Below are 17882 nucleotides of genomic sequence, written 5' to 3' on the forward strand. Positions count from 1 at the left end.
ATTTAAGATAAAAGGAGACCATATCATGGCAAGAAAGAAAATTATCGCAGGTAACTGGAAAATGAACAAGACTCCAAGTGAGGCAGTAGCGCTGGTTGAGGAGTTAAAACCGCTGGTGGCAAACGAAGAGGTTGATGTAGTTTTCTGTGTACCTGCTATTGATATCGTACCGGTTGTAGAGGCTTCTAAGGGAAGCAATATCCAGGTTGGCGCAGAGAACATGTATTTTGAGGAGAGCGGTGCTTACACGGGCGAGATCGCTCCGGCTATGCTTGTTGATGCAGGGGTAAAATACGTTGTTCTCGGACATTCCGAGAGAAGAGAATATTTTGGTGAAACCAACGAAGACGTAAACAAAAAAGTGCTGAAAGCATTTGAGCACGGTATCACACCTATCATGTGCTGCGGAGAGTCACTGGAGCAGAGAGAACAGGGCGTGACCATGGATTTCATCCGTCAGCAGGTTAAGGTTGGGTTCCAGAATGTTACAGCTGACCAGGCTAAGACGGCAGTGATCGCTTACGAGCCAATCTGGGCGATTGGAACAGGAAAGACTGCTACAACAGAGCAGGCTCAGGAAGTATGCGCAGGAATCCGTGCATGTATCGCTGAAGTTTATGACCAGGCTACAGCAGAGGCAATCCGTATTCAGTACGGCGGATCTGTAAATGCTGCAACAGCTCCGGAATTATTTGCACAGGCTGATATCGACGGAGGACTTGTTGGTGGTGCATCTCTGAAAGCAGATTTCGGTAAGATTGTAAACTATAAATAATTCGCAAGTGCAGATATTAGCGGTACCGGCTGTCGTAAGAGGACGGATACCGCAGGGAAGGGAATCGTGGGGAGTGCAGGAAAAGCTCGCCACGATTTTCTTGCGATAGAGAATGTCACGAACAAAGCAGGAGGCTGAATATGCAGTATGAGATAATTCCGATCCGGGCGGACGGATCTGCTGAAGATACAAAGTTTTATGCATATATTTTAAAGAGTTCTATGGATTTTCAAGGGGATGTTTACCGTCCCATGGTGATTCTCTGTCCTGGCGGCGGATACGAGATGACCAGCGATAGGGAGGCTGAACCGATTGCCATGCGTCTTTTGAGCATGGGGTACCATGTGGGTATTCTGCGGTATTCCGTGGCGCCTGCACGTTTTCCGACTGCGCTTCTGGAGCTGGCAGAGGTGATGAAGCTGGTGCACACAAACCGCGAAAAATGGCATGTAAATACGGACAAGATTTTTATACAGGGTTCGTCGGCAGGCGGACATCTGGCCGCCAGTCTGGGGGTATTCTGGAATCAGCCGTTTCTTTGTGAATTGTCGGGTACAACTCCGGAGATACTGAAACCATGTGGAATGATTTTGTGTTATCCAGTGATCACCTCAGAGGAAGAATACGCCCATGAGGGCAGCTTCAAGAGCCTTCTGGGAAGCCGGTATGAAGAACTGAAGGACAGGGTTTCCATCGAGAAGCAGGTGACATCCGCTGCACCTCCATGTTTTATATGGCATACATTTACGGATGAGACCGTGCCGGTTGAAAATGCGCTGTTATTCGTTCAGGCGCTCAGGAAGGCAGGGGTGTCCACGGAGTTTCATATGTATCCTGCCGGTGAGCACGGGCTTTCCCTGGGGGACCAGACGAGCGCACGGGCGGATGGCAGTATGATTTGCGAACCGGTACAGTCCTGGATCCATCTGCTTGAGACCTGGCTGAAGGGGATGACAGATTAGATTTGCAAAATCCGGAGAAACAAGGTACAATAGGTTCCGGAATGCAGTAATTAGATAACAATGAAGGAGAATAATATGAGCAAAAAACCAACGGTATTAATGATATTGGATGGATATGGATTAAATGATAATACGAACGGTAACGCGGTGGCAGAGGGCAGAACTCCTGTAATGGATAAACTGATGGCAGAGTGCCCCTTTGTGAAAGGAAATGCGAGCGGCCTGGCGGTAGGCCTTCCGGACGGCCAGATGGGAAATTCAGAAGTAGGACACCTCAACATGGGGGCAGGAAGAATTGTATATCAGGATCTGACTAAGATTACAAAAGCAATCCAGGATGGGGATTTTTTTGAAAACAAGGCGCTTCTTGCGGCTAGCGAGAATGTAAAAAAGAGCGGCTCGGCCCTGCATATATTTGGTCTTGTCTCAGACGGCGGTGTTCACAGCCACAATGAGCATATATACGGTCTGCTGGAGCTTGCTAAGAAACAGGGTATCGAAAAAGTATATGTACACTGTTTCCTGGACGGACGTGACACACCTCCCGCATCCGGCAAGGACTATGTAGAGCAGTTGGAAGCAAAGATGAAAGAGATCGGTGTCGGTGAAGTTGCAAGCGTGATGGGACGTTATTATGCAATGGACAGAGACAATCGTTGGGACAGAGTGGAAAAGGCATATAAAGCCCTTGTAAACGGAGAGGGAGAGACTGCGGCGTCGGGTCCGGAAGGAATCCAGGATTCTTATGATGCAGATAAAACAGACGAATTCGTGCTTCCGACGGTTGTCATGAAGGATGGCGCTCCGGTTGCAACAATAAAAGACAGCGATTCCGTGATCTTCTTCAATTTCCGTCCTGACCGTGCAAGAGAAATCACAAGAACATTCTGTGATGACAACTTTGAGGGATTTGACAGAGGCCCGCGCATTAAGACAGTATTCGTTTGCTTCACTGACTACGATGTGACAATTGGAAATAAACTGGTAGCCTTTGGAAAAGATGAAATCACCAATACATTCGGAGAGTTCCTGGCAAAGAACCACATGACGCAGGCGCGTATTGCCGAGACCGAAAAGTATGCACATGTTACCTTCTTCTTCAATGGCGGCGTTGAGGAGCCAAACGAGGGAGAAGACAGAATTCTTGTAAAATCTCCGAAGGTTGCAACCTATGACCTGAAGCCGGAGATGAGTGCTTATGAAGTATGTGATAAGCTGGTGGATGCAATCAAATCCGGCAAATACGATGTGATCATCATCAACTTTGCAAATCCGGATATGGTAGGACACACGGGAGTTGAAGCCGCTGCCGTGAAAGCGATTGAGGCAGTGGATGAATGTGTTGGGAAAGCGGTAGATGCCGTCAAAGAAGTCAATGGCCAGATGTTTATCTGTGCGGATCATGGAAATGCAGAACAGCTGATTGACCAGGAGACAGGCGAGCCGTTTACTGCTCATACGACGAATCCGGTGCCGTTCATATTAGTCAATGCAGACCCGGCATACAGCCTCAGAGAGGGCGGATGCCTGGCGGATATCGCACCAACACTTATCGAAATGATGGGGATGGAGCAGCCGCAGGAAATGACGGGGAGGTCTTTACTGGTGAAGTAGAGACGCCTGCCGTGGAACCGGGCGGGGACGCGCCGGAAAGGGACAGCCGCAGGCCTTCAAGGGCAGTGGCTGTCCTTTTTCAGTGCTTCCTCATCCCGCACCCTGCATTGGAAAGGCGCCCCTTCTCCCCAAAAGTAAAAATTTTGTTTAACCCTCACGCATTTTAGTGTATAATGATCTGGTATCTATTAAATTTTTTAAAGAGGACTGAAATACCAATGTATGATAAATTAACCAAAAGTGATGTGAAGAAGATCCAGGAGGAGATTGAGCACCGGAAGCTGGTGGTGCGCCGGGAAGCTATCGAGGCCGTAAAGGAAGCGCGGGCCCATGGTGATCTGAGTGAGAATTTTGAGTACCATGCTGCAAAGAAGGATAAGAATAAGAACGAGAGCCGTATCCGTTATCTGGAGAGAATGCTGAAGACTGCCGTGATTGTGGATGATACTTCCCGTGAGGACGAAGTCGGCATCAATAATACGGTGGAGCTTTACTGCGAAGATGATGACGAGATAGAAACATACCGGCTTGTTACGTCAGTGAGAGGCAGTTCGATAAACGGGCTGATTAGTATCGAATCTCCGATCGGGAAAGCAATACTGGGACATAGAGTGAATGACAGAGTATATGTGAAAGTGAATGAGGACTACGGGTATTATGTAGTGATCCGTAGCATCGTTAATACACAGAATGATGAAGAGGATAAGATTAGAAGCTTCTAAAGAGAATTAGAAGCAGAAATGCGGGTTCCCGCATAGTGGAGGGCTGAAAGAATGGAGATTAAGACGGTTTTGTTTGACCTGGATGGCACTTTGACGGATTCCGGGCCGGGAATTATGGCAGGGGTACAGTACGCACTGAATAAATATGGAATGGAAGTAGATGATTTTTCCAGGCTGCGCTGTTTTATCGGACCTCCTCTGAAGGAACAGTTTCAGAAATTCTGTGGTTTTTCCGATGAGGAAGGTGTCCGGGCGGTGGAGTATTACCGGGAGTATTACCGGGATAAAGGGATTTTTGAAAATGAGGTCTATGATGGCATATCGGAACTTTTGCGGGAATTAAAGGGTGCGGGTCTGAAGGTTATAATGGCAACCTCGAAGCCGGAAGCATTTGCGGTTACGATTGCAGAACATTTCGGGATCAGCAGGTATTTCGATTTCATCGGCGGCAGCCTTATGGATGGAAGGCGGACGAAGAAGTCGGAAGTCATTGAGTATGTCCTGGATGCAGCCGGTGTGGAGGAACGAAGCACGGTTTTGATGATCGGGGATAGGGATTATGATATTCTGGGGGCAAAAGAGGCCGGTGTCCATTCACTGGGAGTCTTATACGGCTACGGTTCACGGGAAGAGCTGGCGGCGGCGGGCGCGGACTTTCTCGCGGAGAAGCCGGAGGATGTTCTTAGATACATTGCCGGCAAAGCAATAGAAGAATCGAAAAACTGCAATTTATAGATAGAAAATATTGAAATATTTTACAGAAATTTATCTTTTCGGGAAGCATAAATTTTACCGGGATTCCTTACAATAGAGACAACAGTAAAAACATTTGGTTCAGATTGTGAGGGATATATATGTACAAAGGATTATGGACTCTGATTGAGAGGCATGCGGACGAAGAATCTGCGGCGGGGCTTTATCTTGCGGCAAATATTATTTGCTGGACGGCGGGAACGATCCTGCTCGGCCTTGCTGCGTCAGCCCTGATGCAGAAAAGTATTGTCCTGGTACTGGTGGATATTGTATGTGCAGGCGCATATGCCGGAATCATTTTCGGGCTGATCGGAGGAATTTTATTTCTGCAGAGAAGAGAAGGCAGCGGAAACAGGCAATAATTTCTATAAAAAGACACCTTCTTCGTATAGGTCGAAATTCGGCTTGTCCACGAAGAAGGTGTTTTTTGTTTTAAAAAAAGAATCCAGGCAGCCCCCTCAATTATAAAGGGGCTGCCCTAATGTGCATCCGTCAGGCACGGGCATCCTTGGATGGGCAATCTGTCAGATCCCACTCATAGCAGCGGCGCCGACAGGCTTTGCCGCTTCCTCACTCGGGACCTCCTGTTTTTCTTCGGCATCCGCTTCCATATTTTTATTGGCCGTGGAGAGCATGAGTTTAATCCGGTTCAGCTGATTCACTTCACTGGCGCCCGGGTCAAAATCGATTGCAACCACATTGGACTGCGGATACAGACGGCGCAGCTCCTTGATGACGCCCTTTCCGACCACGTGATTCGGGAGGCAGGCGAACGGCTGTGTACACACGATATTGCCTGCACCGCTATGGATCAGTTCCAGCATTTCCCCGGTCAGGAACCATCCCTCTCCGGTCTGGTTACCGATGGAAACGATGTCGGAAGCCATTCTGGCCAGATCCTCAATATGCGCTGGCGGATCGAAATGGCGGCTGTCCCGGAACGCATTGGTTGCCGGTGAGCGAAACCATTCTACAGCCTTGATACCGAGATTACCCACGGTAGCCTTGGACTTCTTGAAGCCCAGGTGTGAAACCTTGAAATTCTGGTTATAGAAGCAATACAGTAAAAAGTCCAGCAGATCCGGTACAACGGCCTCTGCACCTTCGCTCTCCAGAAGGTCGACAAGATGATTATTGGCGGCCGGCAGGAACTTCACTAAGATCTCACCTACGACGCCGACGCGGGGTTTTTTGATATCCAGGGTCTCGATCGTATCAAAATCATGGATAATTTCCCGGCAGAGCTTTTTGAATCTGCGCCTGGAAGGATAGCCGCTGGATACAAATTCTTTACATACCTTCAGCCATTTCTGATGAACGGCGTTCGTGGTACCGGGCACCTTTTCATAGGGACGCATCCGGTAGACGCACTTCATGAAAATGTCGCCCAAAGTAGCCGCATACACGCCGCGCAGGGCAAGTGCAGGGGTAATCTTGAAGCCGGGGTTCCCCTCCAGGCCGCTCAGATTGATGGAAATAACGGGGATATGTGCATATCCCGCCTTTTTCAATGCCCGCCGGATGAAGCCGATATAGTTGGATGCACGGCACCCGCCTCCGGTCTGGCTGATGATGACTGCCAGGTGGTCCGTATCGTATTTCCCGGATAAAATGGCTTCCATGATCTGCCCTACAACCATCAGAGATGGGTAGCAGGCGTCATTGTTTACATATTTGAGCCCCACATCTACTGCCTGTTTATTGTCATTGGGCAGTACCTCCACTTTGTAGCCGGATGCCTGGAATGCAGGTTCCAGCAGATCAAAATGCATCGGTGACATCTGCGGGCAGAGAATGGTGTGGGTCTTTCTCATTTCCTTTGTAAACGGCACCTTTTCAATGGAGGCAGGATGAATCTCCCGTTTCGTTTTGCGCTGCTCCCTGACACGGATCGCTGCAAGCAGTGAACGCACGCGGATTCTGGCCGCCCCTAGGTTGTTGACCTCGTCTATCTTTAGGGAGGTATATATTTTATCCGAACGGGTCAGGATCTCTGCAACCTGGTCGGTTGTAACCGCATCCAGTCCGCATCCGAAGGAGTTCAGCTGGATCAGGTCCAGATTATCTTTCGTTTTCACATAATTGGCGGCGGCATAGAGCCGTGAGTGATACATCCACTGATCCATAACATTGAGCGGTCTTTCCACCTGCTGGAGATGGGAGACAGAGTCCTCTGTGAGAACGGCTATGTTATAGGAATTGATCAGCTCCGGCAGTCCGTGATTTACTTCCGGGTCAATGTGATAAGGACGGCCTGCAAGTACGATTCCACGGTTTCCCGTCTCATCCAGGAAGCGGATGGTTTCTTCCCCTTTTCGCTTCATATCCTCGCGGCAGGCAGTCATCTCCGTCCAGGCTTCGTGGACGGCGGTGCGGATCTCGCCCTCCGGGATGGAGAACTTGCCGGAAAGCTCTTCTGTCAGCCTGCTATGTAATGTCTCCTCGCTCTGGAAGGAGAGGAACGGGTGGATAAAATCTACTTCCCCGTTAACAATCGCATCCATATTATTCTTGATATTTTCAGGATAAGAGGTTACGATCGGGCAGTTATAATGGTTGTTCGCGTCTTCAAATTCATTCCGCTCATATGGAACGGAAGGGTAGAAGATATGCTGCACTCCCTGGTCAATCAGCCACTGGATATGGCCGTGGGCCAGCTTGGCCGGATAGCATTCGGATTCACTCGGAATGGATTCGATTCCAAGCTCATAAATCTTCCGCGTTGAAGCGGGGGAGAGCACAACCCGGAACCCCAGTCTGGTAAAGAAGGTAAACCAGAACGGGTAATTCTCATACATATTGAGCACCCGGGGAATTCCGATGGCGCCGCGCTTTGCCTCTGTATCTTCCAGCGGTGTATAGCCGAAATAACGCTCGCTCTTGTAGTCGAACAAGTTCGGCAGTTTATTGACGGACTTTTCTCTTCCAAGTCCCTTTTCACAGCGGTTCCCTATTATAAATCTGCGGTTTCCGCTGAAATGGTTAATGGTCAGGCGGCAGTTATTTGTGCAGCCCTTGCATTTGGTCATGGTAGTGGTATACTCCAGGGCCTCGATCTCATCAATTGGGAGCATGGTAGTACCTTCGCACTCCACATAGCGTTCCCTGGCAATCAGGGCGGCCCCGAACGCGCCCATGATACCGGCGATATCCGGACGGATTGCTTCGCAGTCTGCGATCTTTTCAAAGCTCCGCAGCACGGCATTATTGTAAAAAGTTCCTCCCTGCACCACAATATGGTTTCCAAGCTCAGAGGCATCAGAAACCTTAATTACCTTAAACAGTGCATTTTTAATGACAGAATAAGCAAGACCGGCGGAAATATCGGCTACCTCAGCCCCTTCCTTCTGGGCCTGCTTTACTTTGGAATTCATAAATACGGTGCAGCGTGTGCCGAGGTCGATGGGATTTTTTGCATACAAAGCTTCCTGTGCAAAATCCTCCACCGAATAATTCAGGGACTTTGCAAAGGTTTCGATAAAGGAGCCGCAGCCGGAAGAGCAGGCTTCGTTGAGCTGTACGCTGTCTACGGTCTGGTTCTTGATCTTGATGCACTTCATATCCTGTCCGCCGATGTCCAGGATGCAGTCCACATCCGGTTCAAAGAAAGAGGCAGCATAATAGTGTGATACGGTCTCCACCTCCCCTTCGTCCAGAAGAAGGGCGGCCTTGATCAGAGCTTCGCCGTAGCCGGTGGAACAGGAGTGTACAATGTCCACACCCTCCGGCAGCTGGCTGTAGATATCCTTGATGGCGCGGATTGTGGTTCCGAGCGGATCCCCTTCGTTATTGTTATAAAATGAGTACAGAAGAGTTCCATCCTCCCCGACCAGGGCGGCCTTAGTCGTTGTGGATCCCGCGTCAATTCCGAGAAAAGCCTTTCCCTGGTAGGAGGCAAGATCTTTGACGGGCACCTCGTGTTTTGCATGACGCTCGATAAAAGCGTCGTATTCCGTCGTTGTGGCGAAGAGCGGCTCCATCCGGTCTACTTCAAATTCCATCTTGATCTTGCCGGCAAGGCGCTCCTGGAGTTCACGGAGCGCTACATTGACATCTTTCTTAGAACTGAGCGCGGAGCCGATGGCTGCAAACAGATGGGAGTGCCCCGGAGCAATCGTATGCTCATCGTCCAGCTTCAGGGTACGTACAAAAGCGGTTCGCAGCTCCGAAAGGAAATGAAGCGGGCCGCCCAGAAACGCGACATGTCCGCGGATAGGCTTCCCGCATGCAAGTCCGCTGATTGTCTGGTTTACCACCGCCTGGAAAATAGAGGCCGCCAGGTCTTCCTTGGCAGCGCCCTCATTAATCAAGGGCTGGATATCCGATTTTGCAAATACGCCGCAGCGTGCGGCAATCGAATACAGAGCCTTATAATTCTTGGCGTAATCATTTAAGCCGGCGGCATCGGTCTGTAAAAGAGAAGCCATCTGGTCGATAAAGGAACCCGTACCCCCGGCGCATACGCCGTTCATACGCTGTTCCACACTGCCGCCTTCAAAATAAATAATCTTGGCATCCTCGCCGCCCAGTTCGATAGCCACATCCGTCTGCGGAGCATAATCCTGCAGAGCGGTAGAGACCGCGATTACCTCCTGGACAAAAGGAACTGCCAAATGTTTCGCCAGTGTCAGGCCGCCGGAACCGGTGATAACCGGTGAGACACGGATGGGCCCCAGTTTGTAAATGGCTCTTCCCAGCAGGTCGGAAAGCGTCTCCTGTATATTTGCGTAATGCCGCTCATAATCGGAAAAAAGCACTTCATTGTCACTGTTCAGGATTGCAATCTTAACCGTAGTGGAGCCAATATCAATTCCCAAAGTATGTAAATCGTTTATATTCATAGTATTTCCCTCATCCTTTGAAGCATTATATGTCAGTTACTTCTTATTTAATGTAATTTATGTTTTTACAACAATTTACATTATACGACATGATCGAAAAAAAGACAATTGTTATTATTAAGCGGGCTGCTGGAATATTCGGACAAAGTTTATAATATTTAACAAATTCCTAAAGTTAAAAAAGCTAACATATGTTTGACAAACACTCGGCAGGACTGTACAATTACTTCATGTAACAGTAAAAAAATTATAAGGAGTAGATGATCATTGAATTGGTTAAATAAGTTAGAAAGAAAGTTCGGACGTTATGCCATACACAACCTGACGATGTACCTGATCGGCGGTTATGTGATCGGGTATGGTATCAGGATGTTTGTGCCAAACCTGCAGTACATGCTGACATTGGAGCCGGGAATGATCCTGCAGGGGCAGGTATGGAGACTGATTTCCTGGGTCTTGATAGCGCCCAGCGGCAGCATATTTACACTTGTCATTATGGCGCTGCTGTACTATTCTCTTGGAACTGCGCTGGAGCGTGCATGGGGATCGTTCCGGTATAATGTATACATTTTTTCAGGTATTCTTTTTACGGTAATCGGGGCATTTGTGCTGTATCTGATCACAGGCGGCATGGTAGGCCTGGGCGGAGCCTTCAGCACATATTACATTAATATGTCAATTTTCCTGGCATTTGCGGTCAGCTATCCGAATATGGAGCTGCTCCTGTATTTTATTCTTCCCATTAAGATGAAGTGGATGGCATATGTTTATGGGGCGATTATCCTGTATTCTCTGGTAAGGGGCAATATAGCGACGCGGATTGTAATCATTGCATCCCTTTTAAATTTTGTGGTGTTCTTCCTGTCCAGCAGGAATGTGAAGCCATATACTCCAAAGGAGAAGAAAAGAAAAGCAGACTTCAAAAAACAGTCCCGCCCCCATATGACATACCCCAACGGCGCACGTCACAGATGTGCGGTGTGCGGCCGTACAGAGCTGGATGATCCGACTCTGGAGTTCAGGTTTTGTTCAAAATGCAAGGGGAATTATGAATACTGCCAGGATCATTTGTTTACACACCAGCATGTACAGTAAGCGGTATTGACTGGTTTTATTGATATATCAAGAAGGAGACATAAAATGAAGAAAACAAAAGTAGTATGTACAATGGGGCCTAATACGAATGACAGAGAACTAATGCGGACGCTGATCAAAAACGGCATGGATGTTGCCAGGTTTAATTTTTCACATGGTGACCATGCAGAGCATAAAAGCAGAATGGACATGCTGAAGCAGCTGCGCGAGGAGGAACGGGCAAATACGGCGATCCTTCTGGACACAAAAGGGCCTGAGATACGTACCGGAGTGCTGAAAGACGGGAAAAAGGTGCAGCTTGAAACCGGAAGCACGTTTACTTTGACGATTGATGAGATAGAGGGCAGCAATAAGAAAGTATCCATCACCTACAGGGGACTTGTGGAAGACGTGGATAAAGGGAAAATTATACTGATCGATGACGGCCTGATAGGGCTGGAGGTTGTGAGCAAAACAGAGCGGGATATCATCTGTACCGTTATCAATGGAGGGGAGTTGGGAGAACGCAAAGGCGTGAACGTGCCGAATGTACCGGTCAGGCTTCCGGCAATCACAGATAAGGATAAAGAGGATATTAAATTCGGCGTCGAGCAGGATGTAGACTTTATTGCCGCATCCTTTGTCAGAAATGCAGAATGCGTGCTGGAGATCAGAGCCTTTTTGAAGGAACTGGATGCTCCGTTTATTCCGATCATCGCCAAGATAGAGAATGCAGAGGGGATACAGAATATCGATGAAATCATACGCGCTGCGGACGGGATTATGGTAGCCCGCGGAGACTTGGGCGTGGAGATTCCCGCAGAGGAAGTTCCGTATCTGCAGAAGATGATGATCCAGAAGTGTAACAATAATTTCAAGACCGTTATTACCGCAACCCAGATGCTGGACTCCATGATCCGCAATCCGCGTCCTACAAGGGCCGAGGTTACAGACGTGGCAAATGCAGTCTATGACGGTACAGATGCTGTCATGCTCTCAGGAGAGACCGCACAGGGGAAATATCCCGTGGAGGCTCTGCAGATGATGGTGCATATTATCGAGAATACGGAGCAGCATCTGGATTATGAGACCATGCTGGAAAAGGCCGGGGATCATCTTCGCAGCGGCGTGTCCAGTGCAATCGGATATTCTTCCGTGCTGGCAGCGGCGAACCTGAATGCCAAATGCATTATTACGCCCTCCGTGTCCGGTGCTACGGCAAGGGTGGTTTCCAATCTGAAACCCAGGCAGGAGATACTGGGTGTGACTCCGAATGAGAGGACTCTGCGGAGGATGTCGATCTACTGGGGCGTAAGGCCGCTGAAGTCTTTGGAATTCGATACCACGGAGGATATCTGTGACGGGGCAATCGAGCTGGCGCTTGTGAAGCAGTATATCGAAGTGGGCGATGTAGTCGTATTGACGGCGGGGATACCTTCACCTAGTGTGAAGAAAGAAAAAAGCGGGGTTAGCAACATGATGAGGATTGCTACGATCGAGTAAGATTTTGGGGACGGATGCGGGACGATGAAAGTACGCCCGCCGCAAGCGTGGCAGTCCCAGCTGTCACGCTTGCGGCGGGCTGCGTGCTTCAAATCGGCAGAAAGAACCGTCTCCACGGGGGATCCTGGCGGGGGCGGCGAATTTGAACTGGCTTCGCGGTTCAAATTTTTCTGGGGTGTTTTCTGTCGGAGAGGGTTAGGGATTTACGTAAGACAGTGCTGGTACAGAGAAAAATAAGGTTAGATTAACAGTAAGTTGATTATTATTCGATGCATTAGAAGGTGTGATTTATTGGGGGCAGTGCTTGACTATTTTATAAATGTTTGTATTCTGGTGGTTTGGGGTTGACAGGGGGCGGGGGAGTGGAGTATAGTGTTCCTATAAAGTACTACTATTGAAAATGCTTTGGTATAGGGCAGGAGAGATTGGAAGTGATGGGATGGGGGATGCGAGGTTTGTTGAGTATCTGATGCATTTTGGTGTTACCAGACAGGAAGCTCTTGTTTACTGGACGCTTTTGGTTAAGGGGAAGCAGACGGGGTATGAGGTGGCTAAGGAGGCCGGGATTTCGCGGTCTAATGCCTATAGTTCGCTGGCAGGCCTTGTGGAGAAAGGGGCGGCTTATTTGGTGGAAGAGTCTGCGAAGCGGTATATTCCGGTTGCTCTGGAGGAGTTTTGTGAGAATTGTATTCGCAGGATGAAGGCGGAAGAGGATTGGATGGTGAAGAATCTTCCTGTTGAACCTGTGGAGGAAGAAGGGTATATTACTATTGAAGGGGAAGGGAACATTGAGGATAAGATACGGAATCTTTTGATGAGTGTACGGGAGCGGGTTTATATTTCCTGTTCGGTGCAGATTCTGCGGAAGTTTGAAGGGGAGACGAAGCGGCTGGCTGCTGCGGGGAAGAAGGTGGTGGTTATTACCGACGGGGAGTATTTCATGGATGGGGCTACCGTTTATGTTACCGGAGATAAGGGATGGCAGATCGGGCTGATCACGGATTCAAAGTATGTATTGTCTGGGGAATATGGGGCGGGGAGTCTGAATACCTGCCTGTATTCGGGACAGAACAATTTTGTAATGGTTTTCAAGACGGCTTTGGCCAATGAGATAAAATTAATTGAGATGCGCAAAGGAGAGAATCAGAGATGAAAAAAGAACCATTTGTAACGAAAGCACAGCTGGATGAGATTGTGAAAGAATTTCCTACACCTTTTCACCTTTATGATGAGAGGGGGATACGGGAGAACGTGAAGGCCTTGAAGGAGGCTTTTTCATGGAACCCGGGATATAAAGAATATTTCGCTGTTAAGGCGACGCCGAATCCGTTTCTCATTGATATATTGAAAGAATACGGCTGCGGATGCGACTGCTCCTCCTATACGGAACTGTTGCTCTCTGACGCCGTAGGAATCCGCGGGGAGGATATTATGTTTTCCTCCAATGATACTCCTGCAGAAGAGTTTATTCTGGCGGATAAACTGGGGGCAATTATCAATCTGGACGATATTACACATATTGAGTTTCTGGAGCAGACGATCGGGCATATTCCCGAGGTGATCAGCTGCCGTTATAATCCGGGCGGCCTGTTCAAGATCAGCAATGATATTATGGACAATCCGGGGGATTCTAAATACGGCATGACAACGCCCCAGATGTCCGAGGCCTTTCGGATCTTAAAAGAAAAAGGAGCGAAAGAGTTTGGGATTCATGCATTTCTGGCGAGCAATACAGTTACTAACGAGTATTATCCGATGCTGGCGAAGGTGCTTTTTGAACAGGCTGTGCGGCTGCAGAAGGAGACCGGCGTGCATATCAGATTTATCAATCTCTCCGGTGGGATTGGGATTCCTTACAAACCAGACCAGGAGCCGAATGATATCCGTATGATCGGGGACGGCGTGCGCAGGGTATACGAGGAAGTACTTGTTCCTGCGGGCATGGGCGATGTGGCCATTTATACCGAGCTGGGACGTTATATGATGGGGCCTTACGGCTGTCTTGTGACAAAGGCAATCCATGAAAAGCATACCCACAAGGAGTACATCGGCGTGGATGCATGTGCGGTAAACCTTATGCGTCCGGCAATGTACGGAGCCTATCACCATATTACGGTTATGGGGAAAGAAGACTGGCCGTGCGACCACAAGTATGATGTGACGGGTTCGCTCTGCGAAAATAATGATAAGTTTGCCATTGACAGAATGCTTCCGGAGATCGAGATGGGAGACTATCTGGTGATTCACGATACAGGGGCGCATGGATTTTCTATGGGGTATAACTACAACGGGAAGTTAAGGTCAGCGGAGATCCTTCTGAAGGAAGACGGCACTGCCCGGATGATCCGCCGTGCTGAGACACCGGCAGATTATTTTGCTACATTTGACTGTTTTGACATTGGAAAAAAACTGATCGGAAAATGATCGGGAAATAAATAAAAACTATTGCAAAATAGCTCGGATTATGATAATATAAAACTCGGTTTGGAAAGCAGACAGGCATTCCAGACCGGTGAGCGGATATGGCGGAATCGGCAGACGCACAAGACTCAAAATCTTGCGGGGGTGACTTCGTGTGGGTTCAAGTCCCACTATCCGCATATAAAATAACACCGTAGAAAGGGGCTTCTGCTATATTATTTGGTGAAGTGTAACCAGAGGTGTAATTAAGATATTACAAGCGTTAATGGGTACTAAATTAGTTATCTAAGTTATTTGGATGATTATTTTAGTACCCATTTTCTGTTAAGAAGTTATGAATTACACGTTTCCTCTTCTGATCCTACTTACGCTAATTTAACATATTTTACATTAATGAAACAAATAGATTCATCCTATTTTATATAAATTAATACCGTGATATTATTTGACATATTAATTTACGAAGGATGAGGTAAGCACAATGCTGGATAACAAAATAGGAGATAACATAAGAGCGTTAAGAAAGAAAAATGGGCTTCTGCAAAAAAATCTTGCTGATCAGCTCAACATAACGCGGCAAGCGCTGTCAAACTACGAAGTTGGAAAACGGATACCTGACATTTTTGAATTGATAAGGATGGCCGAAATTTTTAAAGTAAGCGTTGATGAAATAATAGGAAGGGAAGTATAATAAGCAACTAAAATTAGTTGCATACTTAGAGCGATTGCAGTATAATATGGGTTGGCTGGACGCGGTAGCCTTGAAGGCAAGTGTTAGATAAAAGAGAAGACGCAACGCAGTATCGGGCTATAGCAAAATTGATAGAGGATAGAATGAAGTGAGTAATTTATTATCATACAAGAATTATAATGGCACGGTTGAATATTCAAAGGAAGACAACTGCCTATATGGAAAAGTGGTCGGCCTGAAATCGCATCTATCCTATGCAGGCGACTCCATCCGGGAATTGGAAGCGGATTTCCAAAAGGTGCTGGATGAATATCTGAAGGACTGTGAGGAGCGTGCCGCACAGCCGGAACAGCCATACAAAGGAACCTTTAATGTACGGATCAGCTCGGATCTGCATAGAGCTATTGCGATATACGCAATTGAGCATGATAAAAGTTTAAATGCCGCGGTAGAAGAAGCTATTCAACGTATGGTTGAGCTCCGAGAGAGAAATATTCAATGTCCGTAGAAGAAATGATTTCTTATAAATGCGTATTAACAGAAAAAAGTAAGATTCTGGAAAAACGCAAAGGAATGTTGCGAAAGATTGCGGCGTTCCTTTTTCTTATGTAAACTTTATACTTGCGTGAATACATTTTGTGGTGCAGAAAGAAAGGTACGGGGAAAGTGGAAATGGAGTATTGCATTAGGATTTTGGGACGCGGTGCCAGGAGAAAAAGAGGTGTTAGTATTCTTGGGGTGTTGACCGCAATTCTATTGACAGTAGGACAGATTGATGTACTTACAGCTTTAAAATCAACAGATAATGATAATGTGTATAACCATATTTATGATAAAGATATGGGAAGAGAATTGCATTCTTTTGGAGAAAGTCCGAATGAATCAGGCGTTTTAGATATTTTTAGTACACTGATGGTAAAAATATCTGTGAAGGCAGATATTTCTAATATGGTGGATGCAAACAGAAAGGCAGGAGCAGAAACTTCGCATTCGGAAGAAACAGGTTTTCTGTCCGATATACTTATATCAGGCATGGAAATTCCGGTTATGACAGGGTCTTCGGGGAATGAACTTCCTGACCTAAGTGATATAAAGGTTCGTATTCCAGAGATGCCGACGGAAAATTTTACCCCGCCGGTGATCCCGAATATTCCGACGGTTAATGAGAAACCCTCGGTTCCGGAGACACCGGCCGTGCCGGATAAGCCAATCATACCAGATGAACCAATCGTGGCGGATACGCCAGCAGTGCCGGATACGCCCATTGTACCGGATAATCCGCCGATTGATGATAATCCGGCAGAACCTCCGGATGTGGTCATTCCGGATAACCCGGTTGTACCGGGAGAAAAAGAGGATCCGGACAGCGGTGCGGAGACTCCGGGTATTGAACAGCCGATCGGTTTTACCGTGAATGAGGAGGGGATGATCTGTGGTTTCGATCCCTCAGCAGGAGTGGTAAACGATGGACGCCTAGTTCTCCCCTCTGAAAACTGTACAGGTCTTGCAAGCGGAACTTTCGAGGGAGTCAGTTCGGAGATCTATGAACTCTTCATTCCACCCAATATTGTCAGCATCGAACCCGGCGCTCTGGGTGAGATGTCAGATCTGGAATGGATTGACCTTACGGAGCCTAATCAAAATTATGTTTGTTCGGATGGCATGCTGTTTGACAGCAGTATGACAACCCTTCTCGTATTTCCGAGAGGAAGAATCGGTACATATTCGCTCCCGTCTTATGTGACGAGACTGGAAGATTATTCGTTCTTAAATACCGGGCTGACAAAAATAGATATGATGAAATGCGGTGCTGTCGAAGTCGGAAGCAATGTCTTTGGCGCAAATGGCGGAAATGGAATTATAATTATGGCGCCGAGAAATAATCTGGAGCATTATCAGAATGTTTTCGATGGTCTTGGTGTGACGATACAGTAAAAGCGGTAGTCCTCTATGTTTATAGGCAGTTTACCTAGTGAAATGAACCGGCTTGAGTCAGCCGGTTCAAAAGGTTAATTCATTGTATAAATTGAGAAATTTAAAAATGCCGCGAATATGCACCACAGCAGATAGGGGATTTGCAGATAAGCTGCGGCAGGATTTATTTTATAGAAATCTTTAATCATAATACAGATCAGAACAATTAAGATAACGAGCCACAAAAAGGAAAGCAGGTATAAATTATATCGAAAGAAGAGAATACTCCAGCAGAAATTAAAGAAAAGCTGAAGGGCGTATATCTTCAAAGCCTTGGTTTTATCCGCGCTGTCCGAAGAATATATGATGTAAGATGATATCCCCATCAGAACATAAAGAATTGTCCAGACAATAGGAAAAACAATAGAAGGGGGACTGAACGCCGGTTTGTTTATCGTTGAGTATAGGGCCATATTTCCACTGATAAGTGCAGATAATGAGCCGACGGCCAGTGGAATCAGAATGGCAATAATAAGTGAACTTCGATTTTGCGGTTTCATATAGAGCACACACTCCTGGATTTGTTATACTAAATATATGCTGCAGTGTCAT

At 47.4% G+C, this 17882-nt stretch carries 15 protein-coding genes and 1 tRNA gene; 14 read left to right on the forward strand and 2 right to left on the reverse strand.

Going from position 1 to position 17882, the window contains the following annotated elements:
- Nucleotides 1-25 precede the first annotated feature (25 nt).
- The 6 genes from tpiA (at nt 26) to MWG26_RS09855 (ending at nt 5188) form a co-directional block, all read left to right on the forward strand.
- Nucleotides 26-775, forward strand: a complete 750-nt coding sequence (gene tpiA, locus MWG26_RS09830; RefSeq protein ID WP_025657725.1) for a triose-phosphate isomerase — start codon at nt 26-28, stop codon at nt 773-775.
- 140 nt (nt 776-915) lie between these two features.
- Entirely contained in the window at nt 916-1737 is an 822-nt protein-coding gene (locus MWG26_RS09835; protein ID WP_025657724.1) for an alpha/beta hydrolase, read from the forward strand.
- A gap of 75 nt (nt 1738-1812) precedes the next feature.
- Entirely contained in the window at nt 1813-3351 is a 1539-nt protein-coding gene (gene gpmI / locus MWG26_RS09840) for a 2,3-bisphosphoglycerate-independent phosphoglycerate mutase (RefSeq protein WP_025657723.1), read from the forward strand.
- 218 nt (nt 3352-3569) lie between these two features.
- Nucleotides 3570-4073, forward strand: coding sequence for a GreA/GreB family elongation factor (locus MWG26_RS09845; RefSeq protein ID WP_025657722.1), 504 nt, complete (start codon nt 3570-3572; stop codon nt 4071-4073).
- Between the two features lie 51 nt (nt 4074-4124).
- Nucleotides 4125-4808, forward strand: a complete 684-nt coding sequence (locus tag MWG26_RS09850; RefSeq protein WP_025657721.1) for an HAD family hydrolase — start codon at nt 4125-4127, stop codon at nt 4806-4808.
- 119 nt (nt 4809-4927) lie between these two features.
- The gene (locus MWG26_RS09855; protein ID WP_025657720.1) at nt 4928-5188 is read left to right on the forward strand and encodes a hypothetical protein; all 261 of its coding nucleotides are present in this window, start codon (nt 4928-4930) and stop codon (nt 5186-5188) included.
- 162 nt (nt 5189-5350) lie between these two features.
- Here the strand turns inward: MWG26_RS09855 and MWG26_RS09860 are convergent, their stop codons facing one another.
- Complete coding sequence (locus tag MWG26_RS09860; protein ID WP_117440660.1) at nt 5351-9667, reverse strand: 2-hydroxyacyl-CoA dehydratase; 4317 nt, start codon at nt 9665-9667, stop codon at nt 5351-5353.
- 267 nt (nt 9668-9934) lie between these two features.
- Between MWG26_RS09860 and MWG26_RS09865 the strand changes: the two genes are divergently transcribed.
- The 8 genes from MWG26_RS09865 (at nt 9935) to MWG26_RS09900 (ending at nt 17291) form a co-directional block, all read left to right on the forward strand.
- On the forward strand, nt 9935-10762 hold the full coding sequence (locus MWG26_RS09865) for a rhomboid family intramembrane serine protease (protein ID WP_025657719.1): 828 nt from the start codon (nt 9935-9937) through the stop codon (nt 10760-10762).
- Nucleotides 10763-10807: 45 nt separating this feature from the next.
- The gene (pyk, locus tag MWG26_RS09870; protein ID WP_025657718.1) at nt 10808-12244 is read left to right on the forward strand and encodes a pyruvate kinase; all 1437 of its coding nucleotides are present in this window, start codon (nt 10808-10810) and stop codon (nt 12242-12244) included.
- Between the two features lie 400 nt (nt 12245-12644).
- Nucleotides 12645-13397, forward strand: coding sequence for a TrmB family transcriptional regulator (locus tag MWG26_RS09875; protein ID WP_330641687.1), 753 nt, complete (start codon nt 12645-12647; stop codon nt 13395-13397).
- Nucleotides 13394-14668, forward strand: coding sequence for a diaminopimelate decarboxylase (locus MWG26_RS09880; RefSeq protein ID WP_025657716.1), 1275 nt, complete (start codon nt 13394-13396; stop codon nt 14666-14668). Before MWG26_RS09875 ends, MWG26_RS09880 begins: the two co-directional genes overlap by 4 nt.
- A gap of 92 nt (nt 14669-14760) precedes the next feature.
- Nucleotides 14761-14844 (forward strand) — tRNA-Leu (locus MWG26_RS09885).
- A 302-nt stretch (nt 14845-15146) separates the two neighbouring features.
- On the forward strand, nt 15147-15356 hold the full coding sequence (locus tag MWG26_RS09890) for a helix-turn-helix domain-containing protein (RefSeq protein ID WP_025657715.1): 210 nt from the start codon (nt 15147-15149) through the stop codon (nt 15354-15356).
- A 148-nt stretch (nt 15357-15504) separates the two neighbouring features.
- Nucleotides 15505-15864 carry a type II toxin-antitoxin system HicB family antitoxin gene (locus tag MWG26_RS09895; RefSeq protein WP_025657714.1) on the forward strand — a complete coding sequence of 120 codons (360 nt, stop codon included), beginning with the start codon at nt 15505-15507 and terminating at the stop codon, nt 15862-15864.
- Nucleotides 15865-16097: 233 nt separating this feature from the next.
- On the forward strand, nt 16098-17291 hold the full coding sequence (locus MWG26_RS09900; RefSeq protein WP_244062721.1) for a hypothetical protein: 1194 nt from the start codon (nt 16098-16100) through the stop codon (nt 17289-17291).
- Nucleotides 17292-17365: 74 nt separating this feature from the next.
- Here the strand turns inward: MWG26_RS09900 and MWG26_RS23020 are convergent, their stop codons facing one another.
- A complete protein-coding gene (locus MWG26_RS23020) occupies nt 17366-17830 on the reverse strand; it encodes a TspO/MBR family protein (RefSeq protein WP_025657712.1) in 465 nt (154 codons plus the stop codon).
- Nucleotides 17831-17882 lie beyond the last annotated feature (52 nt).

The sequence above is a fragment of the Faecalicatena contorta genome, from assembly GCF_022835095.1.
Classification (GTDB): domain Bacteria; phylum Bacillota; class Clostridia; order Lachnospirales; family Lachnospiraceae; genus Faecalicatena; species Faecalicatena contorta.